Source organism: Streptosporangium sp. NPDC050855 (assembly GCF_044456585.1).
In the GTDB taxonomy this organism is placed as follows: Bacteria; Actinomycetota; Actinomycetes; order Streptosporangiales; family Streptosporangiaceae; genus Streptosporangium; species Streptosporangium longisporum.
Map to the genome: position 1 here is coordinate 153,003 of NZ_JBITFY010000010.1, position 21,101 is coordinate 174,103.

Genomic DNA, 21,101 nt, shown 5'->3' on the forward strand with positions numbered 1-21,101 from the left:
AAGCGAGATCCCCGTGCCTACCTATAACTCCATGACCACCCGCGACGGCTCCGACGACCCGCTGATCCCGACTCCGGTTTCCTCGCAGATCCTCCAGGAGATGCCGACCAAGTCGTTCATGCTCCAGCGGGCTGGCCAGGTGAGGATGAGCACCAAAACTCAGAGGCAGCCCGTCCTCGATGTGCTGCCGATGGCCTACTGGGTTTCGGGCGATACCGGGATGAAGCAGACGTCGAGCGTCGACTGGAAGAACGTTTCGCTGGTCGCCGAGGAGCTCGCGGTCATCATCCCGATCCCCGAGGCGTATCTCGACGACGCCCAGGTGCCGATCTGGGACGAAATCAGGCCGAGAATCGTGGAAGCATTCGGAGCCAAGATCGACGCTGCCGCTCTGTTCGGGACCGACAAGCCCGCGTCGTGGCCCGCGGCCATCTACCCGTCCACCGTCGCGGCCGGCAACACCGTGGTCGCCGGCACGGGCCGTGACCTCGCCGAGGACGTCACGCTGCTCGGCGAGAAGGTCGCCATGGACGGCTTCGCGATCAACGGCTTCGCGTCGAGGCCCGGCCTGAAGTGGCGGCTGGCTGGGATGAGGGACGACAACGGCGTCCCGATCTACCAGTCGAACATGCATGACGCTGTCAGCGCGGGCAACCTGTACGGCTACCCGCTGTCGGAGGTCATCAACGGCGCCTGGGACGCCAGCGAAGCGGAGATGATCGCCGGCGACTGGTCGAAGGCTGTGATCGGGCTGCGACAGGACATCACCTGGAAGATGTTCGACCAGGGCGTCATCAGCGACGCGAACGGCGCGGTCGTCCTGAACCTGATGCAGCAGGACTCGGTGGCGCTTCGAGTCACCATGCGGCTGGCTTACGCGACCAGCAACCCGATCACCACGCTCAACGCCACCAGTGCGAGCCGGTACCCGTTCGGCACGCTGCAGGCCGCGACCGCCGGTTCCTAACCTCTCTGCTGTGCGGGAGTCCGACTACTCCCGGGCTCCCGCATGGCATCAACCCCCAGGGAGACGTTGTGCGCCTGATGGCGATGCTTCATGCCTACCCGCCAGCGCACAATGCTGGGGCGGAGTGGATGGTCCACACGATGCTGCGCGCTCTGGTAGAGCGCGACCACGAGGTGGACGTGGTCCTGTCCAACCCGGTGGCCGGCGGCTCGTATGAGCTGGACGGGGTGCGGGTTCACCCGTTCCGTAGCAAGCACGATCCGTTCGATTACACCGACCGGGCGGACGCGATCATCACACACCTGGAGAACACCCAGCGTGCGTCGATGATCGGCCAGATGCGCGGCATCCCGGTGGTGCATGTGCTGCACAACACGTTCCCGCAGACGAAGAACTGGCTCCGAAAGGGGCCGTGCTCGCTCGCGGTCTACAACTCGCAGTGGATGCGCACCGATTTCGAGACGTGGCTGAACTCGGTAAACACTCCACGCCCGAACTCGGTCGTGATTCATCCGCCGGTGCTGGCCGACGAGTACCGGACCAAGCATGGCGACCGCGTCACATTGATCAACTTGTTCAAGCCGAAGGGCTCGGAGACGTTCTGGCGGCTCGCGGAACGCATGCCCGACGTGGAATTCCTCGCGGTGACCGGCGGTTACGGCGACCAGGACATTCGCGACCTACCGAACGTCGAAGTGCTGTCGAACTTGCCCGGCGATCGGATGCGGGACGAGGTGTATGCCCGCACGAAACTCCTGCTCATGCCATCCGATTACGAGTCGTGGGGTCGGGTGGGGGTGGAGGGCATGGTGTCCGGTATCCCGGTCATCGCGCACCCCACGCCGGGCCTTCAGGAGTCCCTCGGCGACGCAGGCGTGTTCGTTGATCGCAATGACCTCGACGGGTGGGAGAAGGAAATCCGGCGTCTCCTCGCTCCTCGCGCCTACGGCGCCGCCTCCAAGCGGGCTATCGCGCGAGCAGCAGAACTCGACCCTGCCGAAGACCTCACCCGCTGGTGTGACGCCATCGAGGCTCTCGCTGCCCAGCGGGGCCGTCTCCGCGCTCTCGCAAGGCTCTGAGGAGGCGATATGGCTCCCCTAGCGACCAAAGCTGACCTCGCAGCACGCCTCGGCCGAGACCTAACGTGCGACGAAGGCGCTCGACTGGAGGCGCTGCTCTCCGACGCGTCCACGATGGTCCGTTCCTACACCGGCCAGGACTTCGGTACCTCGACGTCCACCGTGACGTTGCGAGCGCAGGCCGGAATGATCGTCCTACCGCAAAGACCCGTCATCGGCATCACGTCCGTGACCGCGATCGGCATCAACGGCACCCCGGACATCGGAGTCGTCGACTACTGGTGGGACGGCCTCGACAAGATCCGGATCGGCGAGGGCAACTTCGTCATCAACCTGCCGGAGATCTGGTGGGACGAAGACGAGGGCTACCCCGGCACTTTCCGGGTCACCTACTCCCACGGCTACGCCGAAGTCCCAGCGGACGTCGTCATGGTGGTGTGCGGCATGGCGCTGCGGACCCTCACCTCGCCGGCCATCGCTGGCGGTATCACGTCGGAAACGATCGGCCCGTACAGCTACCGCATCGACACGCCGGGCCTGGGGTTGTCGATCGTCATGACCGAGGCGGAGCGCAAGGCGCTCAGCCGTTATCGGCGGACCGTAGGCATGATCTCTGTGCGGGTGGGGTGATGATGAGGATCTTGGCGAAACTGCACGCTTATCCGCCGCATCACAACGCCGGCGCCGAGTGGGCCGCACACAACCTCCTACGAGCCCTCGCTGCTCGCGGGCATCAGGTCGAGGTCCACCTTTCCGAGGCTCCCGGGCCGCGGGAAGCTTTCGACCTGGACGGGGTGCAGGTCATCCCGCCGGCCCTCCGCCGGGACTTCGGCAAGGAGACGCGCACAGCTGGCGTGGTCATCTCCCACTTGGAGAACGTGCCGTCGGCTGCGGCTGCGGCTCGCGGCTGGGGTCGGCCGCTTGTCGTGCTGTGCCACAACACGTTCCCGGCGACGTTCAAGCAGATCGGATCCGGGACGACGGCGCTCGCGGTCTACAACTCGCAATGGATGGCGGCAGCCGCGGGGGAGTACTTCGCGGAGCATCCGAAGCTGGCCCGTCCTGAGCGGGAGGTCATCGTCCGGCCGCCGGTTGTTGCTGCTGACTACGCCGCGAGCCCCGGCAACTGCATCACGTTGATCAACTTGTTCGTCAACAAGGGCAGCGACGTGTTCTGGCAGCTCGCCGAGCGCATGCCTGGCCGGAAGTTCCTCGCGGTCCGCGGATCTTACGGCGAGCAGGACGTCAGAGACCTCCCCAACGTCGAGGTCGTCGATAACGTCCCCGGTCCTGAGATGGCCAAGCTCGTCTACGGCCGGACGCGGATCCTGCTTATGCCGTCCGAGTACGAGTCGTGGGGCCGGGTCGGAGCGGAGGCTATGGCCTCCGGCATCCCGGTGATCGCTACCCCAACACCAGGGCTCCGGGAGTCGCTTGGCAAGGCCGGCACGTTCGTCCGCAAGGACGACTTGGACGGCTGGCAGGCGGCAGTTGAGCGCCTCGACGATCCAGCCGCGTACGAGACGGCGTCCGCAGCGGCGCTACAGCGGTCCGCACAGCTCGACCCGGCGGCGGATCTGGCGCGGTGGTGCAAGGCGATCGAGGCCCTCGGGTGAGGGGCGAGGTCGTCACTGTCCTGCGCCGCACCGCTGGGCCGCGGGACTCTCACGGCAACAAGACATGGACCTGGGGCGAGGCCAGCATCTCGGGGTGTGTGGTCTGGCCGACCGGCAGCACCGAGAACATCCAGGGCCAAGACCAGACGAGCGAGCAACTCACGATCCTCTTCCCGCCTGACACCAACCTCACCGCGTACGAGCGCGTCAAGGTGCGTGGCCTGGTCTACGAGATCAACGGCATCCCCTCCGTGTGGAACTCGCCCTTCACCCCTACCCGCGCTGGCGTCGAGGCCCGACTGACTCGTGTGACTGGCTGAGGAGGTGTCTGGTGCCTCCTCGTGCACGCTTCCGCAGCAACTACAAGGGGATCGGCGAGATGCTTCGCTCCGCTCAGATGCAGCGGGAAATGGAGACGCGGGCTGAGCAGGTCAAGGACAAAGCTAAGTCCCTCGCTCCGCAAGACAGTGGCCGCTATGCGGATTCCTTCCGCGTCGAAACTGGTGCCCGCGAAGGGGCGAAATCGCGAGCCGTATCCAAGGTCATCAACTACGCGCCAAACGCCCCGTACGTGGAGTGGGGGACCTCCCGTACTCCGCGTTACCGGGTGATGGGTAAGGCTGCGGGTGACGAGTGATCGACATTGAAGCGGTCCTCATCGCCTGGTTAGAGGCCAGCGTGGACGTCTCTGCATCCACCGAAACGCCATCTGACCTGGATAGCCAGTTGCCTTGGGTGCAGGTTGTCCGCACTGGCGGGGGCTACGACGGATTCCGCCGGGATCAGCCAACCGTGGACGTCGCGGTGTTCGCCGCGTCCGGCCCGGCAGCATTCGCCCTTGCCTCACAGATCCAGTACCGGCTGCATGAGGAGTTCGCGAGCCACGCACCGGTCGGCGCCGTGATCTCCCGCGTAGAGACCTCCACCGGCCCTCATCGGGTGCCGTACGACAACCCCGGCATGCGCCGCTACGAGGCCAGCTACAGGTTCGTCGTCCATCCCGCCTGACCTTTCCTCTATCCAGCCCCCGAGCCGCCATGGCCGGGGGTTTTGCATGCCCACGACCAGCGGCTTGAAGGAGCTCACCATGGTCAACATCATCAGGGCCGCCGATCTTTCGGTCGTCGGCAGCAACGGCGGCGCGTGGTGCGCGCCGCTCGGTACTGCTCAGCCTGTCAACAAGGAGGCCGCGCCGACTGGTGCGTGGCTCGCGATCGGCGCCATCTCTGACGACGGTCTCACCAACGGTGTCGAGGAGGACAGCGAGTCGTTCACTCCGTGGGGTCAGGTGTCGCCGTTCCGGACGGTGACGACGTCCAGCGTGCGGACCTTCAGCCTGACGGCGTGGGAGACCAACCGTCCCATCGTCCGTAGCTTGCACAACCGGATCCCTGTGGCTGACCTGGTCCCGGACGTGGACGGCATCGTCACGTTCTCCGAGACGGCCACCCCCACCCCCGACCGGCGCGCGTGGCTGTTCGACGTCTACGACGGCACCGTCTGGGAGAGGTTTTACGTCCCCGAGGCCGAGATCACCGAACGCAGCGACGTGACCTACGCCCAGGGTGAGATCGCCGGCTACGAGTGGACCATCTCGACCTACCCGGACTCCAACGGAGTCCTCGTCTACCACTCGTACATGGCGCCTGAGGTTGAGGAGCACCTGTCCTGATGCCTCCCGCGAAGCGAACCCCTTCGGCGTCGAAGGTCATCACGCAGGACGGCGCCCCGGTCTCTCTGTTTTCCCTACGAGACCGGAAACGCGAAGCAGCTGCTCAGCCGTTCGTGTTCGATATCGACGGCGAGTTCTTCACCATGAAGCCCCCCGGAGACGCTGACTGGCAGGTCGCGACGGACCTGGGTAGCGACAGCGGTGATTTCCGCAAGTTCGTCGCCGAACTCCTTGGCGACGACTACGAGCGCTTCTGCAAGATTCCGAACGTCTCCACGGAGGACCTGAGCGCCCTCATCGAGGCATCCACGAAGCATTACCAGGGTCTCACCCGGGGGGAATAGCCGGCCTCGTCGTGCTCGTCGCAGAGCATTACGACGCGATCGAGGCCGACCTGTGGATGCACTGCCACCGCACCGACTTGCGCGACCTGTGGAGGCCGGGCGGCGGCGAGGCAAAGCTGACGTGGCGGCTGGTGGCGAACCTGATTCGCCACCTGCCGCCCGAGTCCGCGACCAAGACAGCCATGCGGAACAAGATGAGCGACGCGGAGATCAAGCAGGCGACTAAAGGCGGCGACCCGTCGCAAGGGCAGTGGTCACAACTGGAGATGCTGACCGCCTCACTCATCGACTCTGTCCGCTGGCTGGTTCATATCACCGCCGCCGCTAATGGCAGCAAGAAGTCGAAGGCGCCTGACCCCGTTCCTCGCCCAGGCGTGAAACCCAAGGGCAAAACAGCCCGGCGCCAGCTCACCCCGGAGCAACAGGAAGCCGTATGGCGGCGCATCAACGGTGGATCTCTCTCCGGCTCCTGGCGTGCCAGTGAACCCGTGAAGGCCGCGCGCCTACCTCCTGCCTAACCCACAACGTGCGATTGGTGGTGGGGTGTGGCGGAGTTCCAGGCTGGCGAAGTCGTCGTCCCGGTCGTTCCGAGCGCGAAGACCTTCAGTGCGGACCTGAAGCGGCAGATCATGCCGGGGATTCCCAAGCTCGGCCATGAGATCGGCCAGCAGCTTCAGCAGGGCATCCAGTCGCAGCTGAAGGACATTCGCCTTCAGGCCGGGTTGGACACGTCGGCGGCAACCGGTGAGGTCGCCCGTCTACGTAGCCAATTGGCAGCGCTCGGCGGGCAGTCCGCGCGGGTGCGGGTGGACGCCGACACGTCTGCGGCGTCCGCCGGCTTGGCGGCTGTTGCGGCTGAGGCTCAGCGAGTCGATGGACGTACGGCCAACGTGCAGGTCGACGCCGACACCGGCGGTGCGCTCGGGCAGCTCGTAACAGTTGATGCGGAGATCGCTCGTTTGGACGGGCGTACCGCGAACGCACGCGTGGACGTGGACGTCGCTGGTGCCCTGGCGGCGATTGGTCTGGTGACTGCGGCGCTGGCCGCTGTCCCCCTGGCAGCTACAGCTGCTCTGGGGGCTGGTGCGCTCGGCGGAGTGTTCGCTGCAGCTGGTGCTGGGCTGGTTGGGGTTGCGGCGGTGGCCGGGCCGAGCTTGAGCAGGATCAACGATGCACTGAAGGAGCAGGAAAAAGCAGCGACAGGGGCCGCGTCCGGCCTCACCGCCGCTGCGGGCGCGACCCGGAACCTCGCCGTCGAGGCTGCTCAGGCGCAGATCAAGCAGCTACAGGCAGCGAATGCCGCTGATCAGATGCGGTCCGCGCAGGACAGGGTCAAGGACGCCGTCGAAGGTGTAGCGGACGCGAAGAAGCGGCTGAGCTCGGCGGTCGCTGCGGCGGCTCAGGCGCAGGTGTCCGCTGCTCAGCGTTCGGCTCAGGCGGAGAGGTCTCTCGCTGATGCTCAGCGCGGAGCCCTCAAGGCGCAAGAGAACCTGAACAAGGCGCGGAAGCAGGCGATCAAGGACCTGCAGTCCATGGCGCAGCGCGCCAAGGGCAATGCTCTTGACCAGCGGGAAGCCGCACTTGATGTCAAGGACGCCGAGGCTGAGCTCGTCGCTGCCCGAAAGAAGGGCGACCCGGAAGACATCGAGCGCGCTGAGATCGCCTACGAGCGCGTCAAGCTCCGCATCGAAGAGCTCGCGGCCGAGCAGGCGAACCTCGCCGAGGAGCAGGCCAAGGGCATCGAAGGCAATGACCAGGTCGTCGCCGCCAAAGAAGCCATTGCCGCGGCGAACGAGCGGGTCATTGAACAGGAGCGGCAGCTTGCCCAGGCGTATGCCGAAGCAGGCAAGGCTGGCGAAGAAGCAGCCAAGCGGGTTGCTGAGGCGCGGAAAGGGGTCAAGGACGCCGAAGAGCGCGTCGACGACGCCAAGCGGGCCCTGGAGCAGCAGAAGCGCCAGCAGAAGATCGCCGAGCTACAAGACAAGATTCGTCGCGAGCAGGCTAAAGACCAGGCGAAACGGCAGGCGGAGGCTGCTAAGCGAGCCGCGGCAGCTGCCTCTGCGGCGGCAGCGAAGGCCGGCGCGAAGACTGCGAAGCTGTCGCCAGCCGAAGCGATCGCAGCCAAGCAGATCAAGGCGTTCAAAGCCGCCTACGAGGCTTTCCAAAAGGAACTGGGCCCCGCAGTTCTACCGGTGATCACCGGTGGTCTTGACGTGATCCAAAAGCTGTTCACGCCACTGACTCCGCTGATCAAGGGCAGTGCAGGTGCTCTGGTCGAGCTGGAGAAGGCCGCGTCGAAGGCTCTTGGCGGGAAGTTCTGGACGACCTTCTTCAAGGATCTGACGAAGCAAGCGCCTACTGCGATCGGCGGGTTGGGTAAGTCGTTCGGCAACATCATCAAGGGCATCGCTGGCATCGTTCAGGCGTTCCTCCCCTTCACGGGGACGATCGTTGGCGGGCTTGAGAAGGTCACAGCGGCGTTCGCACGCTGGGGGGCCAACCTCGGCAAGTCGGAGGGGTTCAAGGCGTTCATCGGCTATGTCCGAGCGAACTGGCCCACCATTCAGACGATCTTCGCGAATCTGGTTGCCGCAGTGAAGAACGTTGTTTCTTCGCTGGCTCCGCTGGGCTCTGCTGTCCTGGCTACGATCTCCGGGATTTTCCAGATTATCTCCACCCTGGACCCGGCAACGATCCGAGGTATCGCCGTCGCTATCGGCGCGGTCGTCGTCGCCCTGAAGTTGTGGGCCATTGCTCAGCGAGTCCTGAATATCGTGCTGGCGGCCAACCCGATCGGGTTGATCGTCGCCGCGATCGGACTCGTCGTCGGCGCCGTTATCGCGGCCTATCACGCGTTCCCTGAGTTCAAAGCTGTCGTTGATGCTGCCTTCCAAGGCATCAGCGCTGCAGTGACGTGGGCTTGGGAAACCGTCATCAAGCCGGCGCTGGAGGCACTACGAGCTTTCGCCGTCAACGTGCTGGCTCCAGCGATCACCTGGCTGTGGCGCAACGTGATCGTCCCCGCGTGGACGGGCATCGCAACGGTCGTCACGACAGCCTGGAACACGGTCATCAAGCCAGCTCTGCAAGCACTGTGGAACTTCATCACCACCGTGCTCGCACCGAAGGTGCTGTGGTTGTTCGAGAACGTCATCAAGCCAGTCTTTGAGAAGGTCGGCACTGCGATCAAGACGGCATGGACAGTCGTCATTCAGCCTGCTCTTAAAGCGCTGTGGTCTTTCATCACCGAGACTCTCGCACCTAAAATTAGCTGGCTGTATGAAAACATCGTCAAGCCGGTCTTTGCGAAGTTCGGCGAGGTCATCAAGGCCGCGTGGGAAAACGTCATCAAGCCCGCGCTTACCGCGCTGTGGAAATTCGTCACTGAAGACATTCCGAATGGCTTCAAAAAGGGTGTCGGCCTCATTGAAGGCTTCTGGAACGGATTGAAGGAGATCGCTCGCAAGCCGGTCCAGTTCATCGTCGATACGGTCTACAACGGCGGCATCGTCAAGGTTTGGAACGCCGTCGCGAAGGCCCTCAAACTGCCTGAGCTGGCGCCGATCGCGTTTGCGAAGGGTGGCATCTACCCCGGGTATACGCCAGGTCGTGACGTCGGCATGGCGGCCGTGTCCGGTGGCGAGGCCATCATGCGGCCCGAGTGGACGAAAGCCGTCGGCGAGGACTACGTGCACAGCGCCAACAAGGCCGCTCGTAAGGGTGGTGTTGGTGGAGTTGCGAGGTTCCTCGGCGTCGCTGGAGACCCCGGAGCAGGATTCGCCGGCGCGTTCGCCGGTGGAGGCATCGTCGGTGACATCGCTGACATTTTGGCCGGCGGTATCAGGGTCGGGGCGGAGACTCTCCTTAACCCGCTGCTTGCCAAGGCTTCGTCGGCGATGGGGGACAGCCCATGGGCTCAGATGCTCGTCGGGATTCCCAAGGCGCTCATCGGTGGCGTCGTCAACTTCCTTGGTGCGAAGGAAGATGCGGCCGGCGGGCCGGGGGCAGGCAAGGCAATCGCGTTCGCTCGGGCGCAGCTCGGCAAGCCCTACCAGTGGGGTGCGACGGGGCCGGATTCCTTCGACTGCTCTGGCCTGGTCATGCGCGCCTTGCAAGCTGCTGGGGCGAAGGGCGTGCCGCGGGTCAGTCAGGACCAGATGCAGTGGGTCAAGCCTGTTGCGAAGCCATCACCTGGCGATTTGGGGTTCCCGCATCCGGGTCATGTATGGATGTACAGCAGCGCAAACAAGATCATTGAGGCGCCGTTCACCGGAGCGAACGTCCGCGAAGTCGCGGCGCGAGGAGCTCAGCTGATCGGCCGACCGGTCTACGACTCCGGCGGCTACCTGCCGCCAGGGGAGAGCCTCGTCTACAACGGCACCGGCCGGCCCGAACCTGTTCTCACTGATCAGCAGTGGAAGGCGGTCCAGCAGGGCGGAGCGCGCGGTGGCGACGGGGCACTGCTGAACGTGGAGAACTTCCACGCCACCCCGGAGCAGTCGCCGTATGGGATCGCGAAGGACCTGCGGTTCATCCTCGGCACAGGAGTTCGTGCTCGCGGCGGCCGGTAGAGCAACCGCGGACGGTCATGTGGTCGTCCGCGGTTGAGCCACTCGCTTTTCCCACCCGATAGGAGGCGGCTTCGGCGTGCCCGAATACGACCCGTCCCGATGGCCGTCCTATGGGGCGTATCTGCGGGACAAGAACATCCAGGCCCGCCCTGAGGGGTGGTCTCACGCCACCCGCGACCAGCGCATGCAAGGCGCACGGGGCGACGGCGTGAAGTGGCAGCGCACCCGCGACCAGTTAGGCCACGACACCACCGAGCACAGCGACGGGCGCCGCGACGTGCGCATCAACCTGGGATTGCGAGGCGCTGATGGCCATTGACCGCGACGCTCTGTTCGTCGACACGTTCGTCAAGGCGTTGACGAACACGATTGCGCTGGATCTATCAGCTGCCAGCGCCTTCAAGATCGCCATGTACACCAACAGTGTCGTGCCGGACTTCAGCCAGACGAACCCCGCCTACGGGGTGGCTCCTTGGGACACCGCAGAGGTCGACGGCACCGGCTACACGGCCGGAGGCACAACCCTCGCGGTCGTGTCGTTCGCTGAGCTTGCGTCGACTGGCAAGACGGGGTGGAAGTTCGACCCGGCGAGCTGGGCCGACTCGACCATCACCGACGCTGAGGGGGGCTTGATCTACGCGCCGGGACTATCGGACAGATGCGTGCTTTTCCGGCGATTCGGGCAAAGCTACTCAACTCAGGATGGACTATTCGAAATTACGTTCCATGCTGATGGTGCTTGGCGACAGAACCTCCTCGGCGCGACCTCCTAACCCGACCACCCCTGATGCCTCACCACCGGTGGGGCTTTTTTCATGCCCCGAGGAGAGCATCCATGGCCAAGTCTGGCTACTCGATCACTACTGAGGGCGCCGTCACCCTGACCGCAGGCACGCCCCGCACGATTCTCGGTGTCAAAAGCGGCGCCACCACAGCCAACCACGGCGTGGACCTGCGCAAGATCCGCGTCGGATTCAACGGGACCTCAGCGAGCGCGGTACCGGTGCTGATTGAGCTCTGCGCGGCGACGTTCGCCACCAATGCACCCGGCACCCAATCCACCTCTGTGACCGTGCGCCAGGCGTACGGGCGCCTGGCGGGTACGGGCTTCACCGGGGCGAAGGCGTGGAACGCCAGCAACGAGCCGACGGTCCTCACTGTCCTGGAGGAGTTCTTCCTCACCCCCAACGGCGGCCTCGTTCTATATGACTGGGCTCTGGCTGAAGGGCCGGACTCCGCCCTGGGGGAGGGGTTCGCGCTTCGTTGTACCGCTCCGGCGGGTGTGGATGTGCGGGGCGGCCTGTGGTTTGAGAGGACCTAGCGGTGACAGCCACCGTGCGGGCAATCACCACGGCAAAGCCCAACAGCGTCGGGTCGTTCAACGTCACCAAACCCACCGGAACGGCACAAGGTGATCTACTCCTGGCCTTCCACTCCATGGACCAGGGGACGCTCGCTCAGATGGGGACCCCGACGGGGGGTGCCACCTGGCTGTCGTTGGGCACCCGTAACTCCGGTACCGGCTACGACATGAAGACCAAACTCTGGTGGAAAATCGCTGGGGCGAGCGAGCCGGCGAACTACGGGTTCACGGAAAATTCCACAGGTACAGGATGTGTGGCGATCGTCGCGATCATGGGGGCTGACACCACCGTCACCCCCGTAGTCGCCCAAGCCGGTAGCGATGCAGGTTTCGAAGTCACGGTGGCCACTCCATCGTCCACTCCTACAGGATCCGATGACCTGGAGCTACGGTGGGCCGCCGGCAACCCAGACTTCGAAGCGGTCACCTGGACGGCGCCGGCCACCTACACCAAGCAGGCGGATCTGCAGGGCAACAACACCACCGCCTGCTTGGCGACCAAACAGCTCACCTCCTCAGCCGCCACAGGTGTCCAGAACTTCACTGCCAGCGTCGGTGTAGGCAACCGTCACGGCTTCACAGTTGATGTCGCGTCCCTGCCTGACCAGCCGCCGCGACCCCCTGTGATCGTCTCTCAAGCGGTCAACCGTTCCTCACGCTGGTAAGGGGGACTTGTGGCTCGCATCGGACGAGGTCAACCGAACCGGCCGATCATCGTCCGGCAGCCCCGCAACTACGACGCACACCCTCCGCTGCCAGTGTTCGAGACGGCAGCGGAGTTCCCGCCGCTGGACATCTTCACTCCGGGTATCACCGTCCCGCTCAGCGCATTCGAGACGGCAGCGGAGTTCCCGCCCCTGGTCGTCCACAAGGACGCAGGATTCATCCTGCCGGTCTTTGAGACCGCCGCCGAGTTTCCTGAGCTCACCATCACCACGCCGATCCTCGCCGGCGAACTCATCACTGGAAACTTCCAGATCGAGTGGGGGCGGCTCCTACTCGGAGGGCCCGGCAACGTCTACCAGATCCTGGAGCCCGGCGTTGAGGGCTGGGACGACCTGCCGGAACTTGACTCGGGCAACGCGCCCCGGTCGGCTCGGCACGGCTCGTGGACGGGCCGGGATTACGCGCAGCAGCGTGAAGTGTCCGCGACGATCGGGATCGACGGGCCGCAGGATTCCACCGCGTGGGTGCTGGCCATGCGGAACTTTCGCCGCGCCTTCGGAGTCAGCGAGGACGGCAGTGAGCAGACGCTGACGATCCGCACCCTCGGAGAGACTCTCCTCGCCCGCGCAAAGGCCCAAGCCCGCGTCATGCCTGCCGGCCTGTACGGGCAGCGCTGGACCGCGGTATCAGTGCGGTGGACGTGTTCAGACCCTCGAAGGTATGACCTGCAGCAGGAGTCCGTCACCGTTGATGCCGGCAGCACCGACACCTGCATCAACGACGGTGACGTGGCCACCTCGCCTCGCATCAAGGTGTTCGGGCCCGTCGCAAACCCCGTCATCACCAACGTCAGCATGGGGCGCATCCTGCGGTTCCTCGTCAGCCTCAACGACGGCCAGCTCCTGGACATCGACACCAACGCCGGCACGGTCCTGATCGACGGCGAAGACGCCATGGACACGCTCTCCTCCCTGTCAGTGCCCATTGAGGAATGGGTGCTCGCCGCAGGCACGAACACCATCAGCTACAGCGTCTCCTCCGGCGGCCTTGGCGGCATTGAGCTGCAGTTCCGAAGTTCCTACCTCTGATCGCCGCATCGACCTCTGAAAGGAGGCCGACGTGGCTCCCGAGATCCGATCTGTATCCGAGCGCGTGTTCAACGGGTCATCGTCGGTCATCAGTCGGCCTCTGCTCACGACCAACGGGGACCTGCTGCTGCTGATCCACTCAGCGGACAACGGATCCCTCGACGACATGCAGATCTCCGGCGGCTGGCAGGTCGCCGAAACCGCGGGCGGATCGGCAGGCAACTGGGCCGGCACGAAGATCTGGAAGCGGATCGCCTCCAACGAGCCGTCCACGTACACGATCAGCCAGGGTGGGACGGCTGACGGTGTCGCCGTCATGCTGGCCATCAGCGGCGCTGGAACCGGCTTGGTCGTTGAGACGATCAGTCGCTCTTCGCAGACGATTTTCATTCAGACGCCGGCCGCGACCCCCTCGACGATCGGCTGTTTGGAACTTCGGTGGGCCGCTGGAGTGCGGTTCGCGTCAACGTCCATCGAGTGGTTCACTCCCGCTGGGTATGACTCGCTCGTTGAGCTGCAGTCACGAACGCATGCCACGGGCGTGCTCACTGAACGTGCCCTGACGGGCAACGCGCCCGTTGGTGTGGCCGAGTTTCTGTCGTCGCTCGGGTTGAACGTCTGGAACGGCATCACGATTCTGGTGCCGCCCCCCTCTGGGAGCGGTGGCCCTGGTGGTGAGCCGCCGCCTCCGACGTCTCCGCCTCCGACGATTCCTGCGATCCCTTCGGGTGAGCAGGTCGTTCACTACACGTACGTGTTCGCTGACCTGCTGACTGATCATCAGATCTGCAAGGACCTTGACCTGTACGACGTCAGCTACGAGCGGCGGATCATCGAGGCCGGCACGTTCTCCGCGTCGCTGGTCGTCACCGACGAGGCGACTGCGGCGAAGGTTGCCCGGATCGTCCCCCGCCACCCTGATGACCTCTCTACGGGGCCAGGACGCACGGTTGTGCACGTCTACCGCAATGGCGTCATCTGGGGCTCCTACGTCATCTGGCGGGCCTCTGTGTCGCGGTCGGGACGAAACTCGCCGATCGAAGTTCGTATCGAAGGCGCGTCCTTGGAGTCATACCTCTCGCAGGTGAAGATCCGCTCTGATCTCGGACCCTATGAGGGCATCGATCAGATCGACATCGCCCGCACCCTCCTCAACAGCATGCAGGCGACACCGCGGTACGACATCGGCCTCGTTCTACAGGGCGGCACCTCCGGCGTCACCCACAGCGCCGAATACCTGGCATCAGAGGCGAGCACCTACGGCGAGCGCCTCGCGGAGCTGTCCACCAACGACCCCGGCTTCGAATGGGTCATCCAGGTCGTCGACAACGGCGACGGCACCCGAACGAAATACTGGGTGTGGGGCTACCCAAAGATCGGCTCCCCAGCTGCGGGCCACAAGTTCATGGAACCTGGCAACGTCCTGTCGTGGAGCGAGGACATCGATGCGCTCCGGGGCGGCACAACGTTCCAGGTCCGCGGCGAATCCATCAACGATGACGCGAGCACGATCAGTGAGCCGCTGGTCTCCAACGTCGTCTTAGCTCAGGCATACATCGATGCTGGCTGGCCCGGTATCGATGTCACCGCGGATCGCTCCGGTGTCTCCGACCTCGACGTTCTCAACGGCTACGCAACCTGGTGGGCCGCGAACCGGGCTGGCACGGTGCGGGTCCATCAGGCAACGGTGCGTCTGCCCGCGAACACGACGTTCGGGCCGGGCAATCTCGGCGACTGGGTGACGGTCATGCTGGTCAACCCCTGGTGGCCCATCGTCAATGGCGTCGCGAGCTTCGCAAAGTCGTGGCGGGTCGTCGGTATGGCGTTCAAGCCACCCTCGAAGGGGGCGGGCCAGGAGGAATGCACTCTCGTGTTCGAAGAGACGGTGGAGGAGGCGTAGATGCCCGACTACCCCGACGACATTCTTGCTGACATCGCTGCCATGCGGCGCCAGCAGGGGCAGTTGTTCTCCTCCGGGCAGCAGCGTGCACCGATCAGGAGAGCCTCAGATGGGCTGATCATGTCTGACCGCACTTCGCCCACCCCGCCGGCCAGCGGTGTCCACTACTTCAGTAAGAACAACCGCCCCACCGCACTCACTGCGGATGGCGACGAGTACGACTTGGTGCCCATCCCGCCGCTACAAGCGCAACCCGTAGATATTGCGGCGAACATGACGTCGGGCAACATCGCGGGAGCGCCGACGATGGCGCAGTACAACGCCCTGCGCGCTGACGTGCTCGAAGTGCGGGCTCAGCTGAACGCGCTGATCAACAGCCTGCGCGCAGCGGGCATTCTCCTCACCTAACCCAGGAGGTGCCTGTGCGTACCGCTCTGACGTTCCCCGACGACCCTTACGAGGAGCTTCGCCGGGACGTTGCGGAGGTTCATGCGCAACTAAACGCGCTCCTCAGCGCGCTTCGCACTGAGGGCGTCACTCCCATCTAATTCCTCGGCCCCCTCCGCCGACCTGCACATATGAAAGGCGGACCACCTTGGAGTGGGCGCAGCTTCCGATTGTCCAGGGCGGCGCCGCTGTCCTGCTCGCCGCTTTCGTGTGGCTGATCGGCACAGGACGCCTTGTCCCTCGCTCAGTCCTAGAAGATGCCCGTAAAGACCGCGACGAGCGCATCGCTCAGGCCGAGAAGGATCGGGATGAGCGGATCGCCGAGGCCGAGAAAGACGCTGAGCGCGGCTGGAAACTGTACGAGAAAGAGCAAGCCAGCCATTCGATGACCCGCCGGGCTCTGGTGGATCAAGCACTCGGTGTCGCATTGCCCAGCATTGCCGTCGCTGAGACCGCGGAGAAGATCCTCACAGAGTTGCAGGCACCTGGGAGCGGCGATGACTGATAGGCCACGCACACAGGAGGAGATGGCAGCAGCGGAAGCTGCTGCGGAGGAGTCGGCGGCTCGTGCTGCTCGGGACGCTGAGTCCGCGCAGACGTTTCGTGAGCGTGGCGCCGGGTTGGCCGACCGGATTCGTGCGCTGAATGAGGCCAATCATTTCGCGCGCTGGTTATTTCGTGATGGGTCTGGGGGTGCAACTTGAATGTGATCACCACAGTGTTGCTGTGGACTTCCCTCGTTGCGGGGCTTATCCCCATGACGTGGTTTTTGGCGCAGTTCCGCCCGTCGTGGCCTATCCGTTCCCCGGCTTATCTGATCTCTGGGCTGATGCTGGCCATCTGGATCGCTTACGTCCGCGTCGGTGTTGTGCTGGCCATACGCGGATGGATACCGCGAATGGATTCCTGGGTCGACGCGACCGCGAGCATCGTGCCGCTGATGGTGGTCGACGCCATGGTCATCGGTCTGCTCGTGAGCTTCCTGCGTTACCGGACGGCATGGCGATCTGCGACGGCGGCCTTCTCCAAGGAGGATCCCCATGGCTGAAAATCCCTACCCGTTCCCCCCGGGAGAGCGGTCCGAAGCTGAGCTCGTCGTCGAGCGCGTGGACACCCGCGAGTGGGGGGCAACCGAGCCTGACGAGGAGGCCGTCCTACGTGGCCTGGGCTACGTGCTCAACCCGGCGACGGGCATCTACGAGGGCGACGGGAACGAGGCCCTGTGAGCGCCGCTGAGATGCTCGTTGCTGCCCGCCGCGCTCTCGGTATGAGCGGGCGTCCGAACGCGATCACGCGGGCCTACGCGTCCCGCCACGGCGTGATGTTCCTCATGGCGCCCTGGTGCAACCAGGCGATCACCGAGTGGGCGAACAGCTCCGGCAACGCCAGCGCCGTGCTGCCCGCTGGCGACAGGGCCTACACCGTGTGGCACGCCGAAGACGGGAAGCGGCTGGGGCTCTGGTACGCCGGCACCGAGGCCAACATCCGCCGGTATGCGAAGCCGGGCGCGATCGTGTTCTTCGACTGGGCGGGCTCCGACGGGATCCCCTACGTCGACCATGTCGGCATCGTCGAGGTCAACCTCGGAGACGGCCGCGTGCAGACGATCGAGGGCAACACCGGCGACACGTGCAAGCGCCGGGTCCGAGCGTCGAACGTCATCGCAGGGTTCTGGAACCCGCCCTACACCGAGAAGCGCGACACGGAGGTCATGGTGGAGAAGCTTCCGCTGCTCAAGCCCGGCGCGAAGGGCAAGCACGCCAAGACGGCGTTCTTCCTGCTGAAGGCTCGCGGGTACGCGAAGACGCTAGACGAGAAGACCATCGACCCGACCGTGTACTCGCCGAAGGTCGTCGCTGAGGTCAAGCGCCTACAGAAGGCCGAGGACCTGAAGCCGGACGGCGAGGTCGGGCCGAAGACCTGGCCGGCGCTGCTCGGCCTGTGAGCCGTGGACGTCCTGCATTCCCTGCTGCTGCCGTACCTGACCCGTGCCGCCGCCTCGTGGCCCGCGCCGGAGCCCGCCCCACCCCCTGAGGCCCCTGAGCCTCCACAGACCAAGCCCTGAGTCGATCCGGCCAGGGCTTTTTTGCTGCCCGCACCTTGGGCACCCGACTTCCCGCCGCGCCGGCGGGCGACCCCCAGGAGGGGCACATGAAGATATTTGGCAGAGAACCGGTCGTCTGGCTGGGAGCGATCGCCGCCGTCCTGGCTGTCATCGTCACGATCCCCGACGTCGGTCTCACCGCTGAGGCGGCCGGCTGGATCATGACGATCGTCTCCGGCGTGTTCGCCGCGGCTGAGGCGATCATGACCCGCCCGTTCGTCGTCACCGCGCTCACTGGCGCTGTGCGAACCGTCATCACCGGCTTCGTGTTCTTCGGCCTCCCCCTGACCGAGGAGACGTCTGGCGCGATCGTGGCCGCGCTGAACATGGTCCTGATGCTGGTCCTCGCGAACTCCGTCACCCCGGCTGCGGACCCGGCGCCGGGCTTCGTGCGGGCGCAGAACGACGTCGCCGCTTGAGTCTCTCCGTCTTCGCCTCGAAGGGGTGATGACCAGTGCGTTTCTGGGACCTCTTTCGCAACCTCAAAACCATTCTCGACCGGCTGTCCCGTATCGAGCGGGCGCAGTCTCAACTCAACCGAAAGGCAGAAATCATCATGGGTAAGCAGGCTGATCTCGACGCCATCGTTGTCCGTATCGACAACGCTGTGGCTGGCATCCGACAGGACATCGCTGACATCAAGGCGGCCAACCCCGAGGTGGACTTCTCCGCCCTGGAGGCGAAGGTGGGCACTCTGGAGGGTCTGGACTCCGAGTACCCGGGCGCACCGCAGGAGCCGACGAACCCGGAGAACCCCGAGAACCCGGTCGAGCCCCAGCGGTAAGCATCACGCGAAACTGAGGTGAGGTTGTCGGGGAGCCCGGTAGCCTCACCTCAGCGCTTTCGTCGTCCAGCGGCCAAGGATCGCGGCATCCCTTCGGGGAGCCGCAGACGCCGGTTCGAATCCGGTCGAGAGCGCTTACGGGGTCGAGTCGCCAGGCATGGCCGCTCGGCCCCTCTTAACTTGGCATGCTGGGAGGCGTGATGGTCCGTTTCTGGCGTGCGGTCGATGCCGTCGCGCACTTTTTGTACTGCCCGGCCATGCTCGGTCGAAGGGTCGCCCGCTACACCCGGGCCCATGACGTGCATCTCATCCCGGGGGCATGGCTGGAGTGGGTGTGTGTCCGCCTCGACCTGGCGTACAAGACAACCCGCTGACGACGCGAGTTTGATAACCCCTCGCGCCAGCGAATTGAACGAATCAAACTTCATGTCGAGGCATACTGGGGTCTTGGAGTACCGGGCGTGCGGCCGTACGGTCGGGATTCCGCCAAGGGCCGTTGCGCTGGCCTGACTCCCGTAAGGGACAAACGTCTCCGACGTGCGCGAGCGCCCGCTGTCCCTCGGAGACGGCGGGCGCTCTTTAGCTGTGTACGGGTAGCTGCTTGTCGCAGTTGGGGCAGAGCTTCGCGAGGAGTTCCCCATCCACAACCGACGTGACGGGAACAGCGTTGAGGTGGATACATCCTCCCTCGTCGAGGATGCCGCTGGCTCGGAGGGAGCCGACCAGGAGGCTGAGTCGAAGTCCGAGTGTTTCGGTGTCGTATCCCTTGATGTTCTCGCTCATTCGACCCACACCCCTGGGCATTCCTCTTCGTACCGGTCCGGCGTGCAGTGTTCACAGAACACGGTGCCGCAGACCTCGCAGCGTGGCCCGTTGTGCCCGCCAAAGTCGGCCTCTGCCTCATGGGCGGAGTGGTCGATCCGCCCATCCGGTAGCCGCTTGAACTGGTGCTTCACCGGGGCCGTGACGTCGGCCGGCCAATCCTGCGAAGCGATCCACGGGAGCAGCCCACGGATCTCCGCCTGTGCGGGTGCGGGGAGCTCTTCCCAGTCGAGGAGGTCGTTCCACGCGTCCTGGACCGCATCCGGGTAGTCACTGCCGTACGGGTGCGCTCCGCGCGCTTGGGCGAGCTGCTGAGCCCTGATATCCGGGCGATCCTCGTTGGCCATGGCGGCTCCTCCGGTGGGGTCTCCTGAGACTGTACGACCTGCCCATGATTCATCGCATCCGCTGTACAACATGCCCTTAGCGAGGGATGAAACGCTACGATCTGTTCAGCTTCCACGACTCCACGATCAGGGCACGGCACGTGTAAGCCGCATATACGACTAGCGGCGACAAATGCTCATTGGCCCGGTCCAAAGCCGCCCGTTCTGCCACCCTGATGCAGCCGCGCCACGGCAACATCACCTCCCCTGGAGACCTCATGCGTCGCACAACCCCTGCCTTACTCTCCGCCGTTGTCCTGGTCGTCGGCCTCGGCGGCATCACGTCCGCCTCCGCCGCAGACTCGGCCTCGGCCAGCGGCGAGGTCAACGCCTGCGTCCACAAGCAGACGAGGTACACCCGGATCGTGAACGCCACGGCCAAGTGCCGGCCGACCGAGATCCGGGTCAGGTGGGGTCAGACGACCCAGACGCAGGAGAACGTCAGTTCGCCCGGTGCGCAGGGTCCGAGAGGTCCTCAGGGCCCGCAGGGGCCCAAGGGCGACACCGGCCCGCAGGGGCCGCGCGGCGTCCCTGGGGCGACCGGCCCGACCGGAGCCCCCGGTAAGGACGCCACCGGCATCAAGTGGCAGACGTTCGACAAGAAGATCTTCGGCATCCCCGGCATCAAGGGTCAGGTCACCTGCAAGAACGTCTCCAAGGACCCGTCCGTGCTGGAGTGGGGGAGCTGCTTCAACGGCGCCCCGCCCGTGACGAACCCCACCCCGACTCCGACGGCGACCGCTTCCCCGACGGCAAACCCCACTCCCTCGCCGACCATCACCGTAACCGCCACCCCCAACCCCACCCTGACGAAGTAGTCCGCACATACGAGAGCGCCGCCCTCCCCGACGGGAGGGCGGCGCTCTTTCGCGTTGGATGGCCTCGGCGGGGTGCTTCGCCCCCTTCGTGGTGCCTCTCGTAGGATCGCCCGGTACCGCGTCGCCTGGGGGAGACCACTGTGCCTGACTACGAATTCCCGCATGACCTGCTCGAACTGCAGTTGGCCTACTGGGCGTCGGAGGCTGCGGCGGAGAAGGCTGCCGCTGCTCTGCCGTCGTCGGTGGCTATGGTCGCTGGCACGCTGACGGACGAAGAGCAGAGGAAGCTGCCCAAGCAGCGGAAGGCGCTCACCGATGCGCGAGCGGAGCGCGACAAGGCGTTCGTGGCTCTGAAGGCTCACGGTTGGTGGGAGCAGGAAGACCAGCGGCGTGACCAGTACGCGGCCTGGAGGGCGCTGCAGGCGGCAGCTAGGGAGCTCCAGAAGGCACGTCAGGAAGACGCCAAGGTCTGAC

Annotated in this window: 28 protein-coding genes and 1 tRNA gene; 27 read left to right on the plus strand and 2 right to left on the minus strand. The window is 65.1% G+C overall.

Features of this window, described 5'->3' with window-relative positions; genetic code table 11:
* Positions 1 to 31: 31 nt before the first annotated feature.
* From ACIBCT_RS21195 to ACIBCT_RS21315, 25 genes are all read left to right on the plus strand, one after another.
* Positions 32 to 967 (plus strand): phage major capsid protein, encoded by a 936-nt coding sequence (locus ACIBCT_RS21195; RefSeq protein ID WP_399190956.1) that lies wholly within the window; start codon positions 32 to 34, stop codon positions 965 to 967.
* 77 nt (positions 968 to 1,044) lie between these two features.
* The gene (locus tag ACIBCT_RS21200) at positions 1,045 to 2,046 is read left to right on the plus strand and encodes a glycosyltransferase family 4 protein (RefSeq protein WP_399191272.1); all 1,002 of its coding nucleotides are present in this window, start codon (positions 1,045 to 1,047) and stop codon (positions 2,044 to 2,046) included.
* A gap of 9 nt (positions 2,047 to 2,055) precedes the next feature.
* Positions 2,056 to 2,676 carry a hypothetical protein gene (locus ACIBCT_RS21205; protein WP_399190958.1) on the plus strand — a complete coding sequence of 207 codons (621 nt, stop codon included), beginning with the start codon at positions 2,056 to 2,058 and terminating at the stop codon, positions 2,674 to 2,676.
* A gap of 11 nt (positions 2,677 to 2,687) precedes the next feature.
* Positions 2,688 to 3,662, plus strand: coding sequence for a glycosyltransferase family 4 protein (locus ACIBCT_RS21210; protein WP_399190960.1), 975 nt, complete (start codon positions 2,688 to 2,690; stop codon positions 3,660 to 3,662).
* Positions 3,659 to 3,982: a hypothetical protein gene (locus tag ACIBCT_RS21215; protein WP_399190962.1), complete on the plus strand. Its 324-nt coding sequence runs from the start codon at positions 3,659 to 3,661 to the stop codon at positions 3,980 to 3,982. The genes ACIBCT_RS21210 and ACIBCT_RS21215 overlap by 4 nt, the downstream gene beginning before the upstream one ends.
* 11 nt (positions 3,983 to 3,993) lie before the next feature.
* Positions 3,994 to 4,299, plus strand: coding sequence for an HK97 gp10 family phage protein (locus ACIBCT_RS21220; RefSeq protein ID WP_399190964.1), 306 nt, complete (start codon positions 3,994 to 3,996; stop codon positions 4,297 to 4,299).
* A complete protein-coding gene (locus ACIBCT_RS21225; RefSeq protein ID WP_399190966.1) occupies positions 4,296 to 4,670 on the plus strand; it encodes a hypothetical protein in 375 nt (124 codons plus the stop codon). Before ACIBCT_RS21220 ends, ACIBCT_RS21225 begins: the two co-directional genes overlap by 4 nt.
* A gap of 46 nt (positions 4,671 to 4,716) precedes the next feature.
* Positions 4,717 to 5,334 (plus strand): hypothetical protein, encoded by a 618-nt coding sequence (locus ACIBCT_RS21230; RefSeq protein WP_399190968.1) that lies wholly within the window; start codon positions 4,717 to 4,719, stop codon positions 5,332 to 5,334.
* Entirely contained in the window at positions 5,334 to 5,678 is a 345-nt protein-coding gene (locus ACIBCT_RS21235) for a hypothetical protein (RefSeq protein WP_399190969.1), read from the plus strand. Before ACIBCT_RS21230 ends, ACIBCT_RS21235 begins: the two co-directional genes overlap by 1 nt.
* An 11-nt stretch (positions 5,679 to 5,689) precedes the next feature.
* Complete coding sequence (locus ACIBCT_RS21240; protein ID WP_399190971.1) at positions 5,690 to 6,196, plus strand: hypothetical protein; 507 nt, start codon at positions 5,690 to 5,692, stop codon at positions 6,194 to 6,196.
* Positions 6,197 to 6,223: 27 nt separating this feature from the next.
* Positions 6,224 to 10,249 (plus strand): NlpC/P60 family protein, encoded by a 4,026-nt coding sequence (locus ACIBCT_RS21245; protein ID WP_399190973.1) that lies wholly within the window; start codon positions 6,224 to 6,226, stop codon positions 10,247 to 10,249.
* A gap of 76 nt (positions 10,250 to 10,325) precedes the next feature.
* A complete protein-coding gene (locus ACIBCT_RS21250; RefSeq protein ID WP_399190975.1) occupies positions 10,326 to 10,568 on the plus strand; it encodes a hypothetical protein in 243 nt (80 codons plus the stop codon).
* The gene (locus ACIBCT_RS21255) at positions 10,558 to 11,022 is read left to right on the plus strand and encodes a hypothetical protein (protein ID WP_399190977.1); all 465 of its coding nucleotides are present in this window, start codon (positions 10,558 to 10,560) and stop codon (positions 11,020 to 11,022) included. The genes ACIBCT_RS21250 and ACIBCT_RS21255 overlap by 11 nt, the downstream gene beginning before the upstream one ends.
* 62 nt (positions 11,023 to 11,084) lie before the next feature.
* Positions 11,085 to 11,570 (plus strand): hypothetical protein, encoded by a 486-nt coding sequence (locus ACIBCT_RS21260; protein ID WP_399190979.1) that lies wholly within the window; start codon positions 11,085 to 11,087, stop codon positions 11,568 to 11,570.
* 2 nt (positions 11,571 to 11,572) lie between these two features.
* Entirely contained in the window at positions 11,573 to 12,277 is a 705-nt protein-coding gene (locus tag ACIBCT_RS21265; protein WP_399190981.1) for a hypothetical protein, read from the plus strand.
* A 9-nt stretch (positions 12,278 to 12,286) separates the two neighbouring features.
* Positions 12,287 to 13,366 carry a phage distal tail protein gene (locus ACIBCT_RS21270; RefSeq protein WP_399190983.1) on the plus strand — a complete coding sequence of 360 codons (1,080 nt, stop codon included), beginning with the start codon at positions 12,287 to 12,289 and terminating at the stop codon, positions 13,364 to 13,366.
* 31 nt (positions 13,367 to 13,397) lie between these two features.
* Positions 13,398 to 15,266 (plus strand): hypothetical protein, encoded by a 1,869-nt coding sequence (locus ACIBCT_RS21275; RefSeq protein WP_399190985.1) that lies wholly within the window; start codon positions 13,398 to 13,400, stop codon positions 15,264 to 15,266.
* Positions 15,267 to 15,674, plus strand: a complete 408-nt coding sequence (locus ACIBCT_RS21280) for a hypothetical protein (protein ID WP_399190987.1) — start codon at positions 15,267 to 15,269, stop codon at positions 15,672 to 15,674.
* Between the two features lie 187 nt (positions 15,675 to 15,861).
* The gene (locus tag ACIBCT_RS21285; protein WP_399190989.1) at positions 15,862 to 16,218 is read left to right on the plus strand and encodes a hypothetical protein; all 357 of its coding nucleotides are present in this window, start codon (positions 15,862 to 15,864) and stop codon (positions 16,216 to 16,218) included.
* Positions 16,219 to 16,419: 201 nt separating this feature from the next.
* A complete protein-coding gene (locus ACIBCT_RS21290; RefSeq protein ID WP_399190991.1) occupies positions 16,420 to 16,761 on the plus strand; it encodes a hypothetical protein in 342 nt (113 codons plus the stop codon).
* Positions 16,754 to 16,939, plus strand: a complete 186-nt coding sequence (locus tag ACIBCT_RS21295) for a hypothetical protein (RefSeq protein ID WP_399190993.1) — start codon at positions 16,754 to 16,756, stop codon at positions 16,937 to 16,939. Before ACIBCT_RS21290 ends, ACIBCT_RS21295 begins: the two co-directional genes overlap by 8 nt.
* Before the next feature lie 41 nt (positions 16,940 to 16,980).
* Positions 16,981 to 17,658, plus strand: a complete 678-nt coding sequence (locus ACIBCT_RS21300) for a CHAP domain-containing protein (protein ID WP_399190995.1) — start codon at positions 16,981 to 16,983, stop codon at positions 17,656 to 17,658.
* 155 nt (positions 17,659 to 17,813) lie between these two features.
* Positions 17,814 to 18,236, plus strand: a complete 423-nt coding sequence (locus ACIBCT_RS21305) for a hypothetical protein (protein ID WP_399190997.1) — start codon at positions 17,814 to 17,816, stop codon at positions 18,234 to 18,236.
* A gap of 35 nt (positions 18,237 to 18,271) precedes the next feature.
* Positions 18,272 to 18,601, plus strand: a complete 330-nt coding sequence (locus tag ACIBCT_RS21310) for a hypothetical protein (RefSeq protein WP_399190999.1) — start codon at positions 18,272 to 18,274, stop codon at positions 18,599 to 18,601.
* A 55-nt stretch (positions 18,602 to 18,656) separates the two neighbouring features.
* Positions 18,657 to 18,735 (plus strand) — tRNA-OTHER (locus ACIBCT_RS21315).
* A 445-nt stretch (positions 18,736 to 19,180) separates the two neighbouring features.
* On the opposite strand, the gene ACIBCT_RS21320 is transcribed toward ACIBCT_RS21315, so the two are convergent.
* Positions 19,181 to 19,384, minus strand: a complete 204-nt coding sequence (locus ACIBCT_RS21320; RefSeq protein WP_399191001.1) for a hypothetical protein — start codon at positions 19,382 to 19,384, stop codon at positions 19,181 to 19,183.
* Positions 19,381 to 19,770 carry a hypothetical protein gene (locus ACIBCT_RS21325; protein ID WP_399191003.1) on the minus strand — a complete coding sequence of 130 codons (390 nt, stop codon included), beginning with the start codon at positions 19,768 to 19,770 and terminating at the stop codon, positions 19,381 to 19,383. The genes ACIBCT_RS21320 and ACIBCT_RS21325 overlap by 4 nt, the downstream gene beginning before the upstream one ends.
* 257 nt (positions 19,771 to 20,027) lie before the next feature.
* Between ACIBCT_RS21325 and ACIBCT_RS21330 the strand changes: the two genes are divergently transcribed.
* Both ACIBCT_RS21330 and ACIBCT_RS21335 read left to right on the plus strand, forming a co-directional pair.
* A complete protein-coding gene (locus ACIBCT_RS21330; protein WP_399191005.1) occupies positions 20,028 to 20,627 on the plus strand; it encodes a collagen-like protein in 600 nt (199 codons plus the stop codon).
* A gap of 140 nt (positions 20,628 to 20,767) precedes the next feature.
* A complete protein-coding gene (locus ACIBCT_RS21335; protein ID WP_399191006.1) occupies positions 20,768 to 21,100 on the plus strand; it encodes a hypothetical protein in 333 nt (110 codons plus the stop codon).
* The last annotated feature ends 1 nt before the right edge of the window (position 21,101 follow it).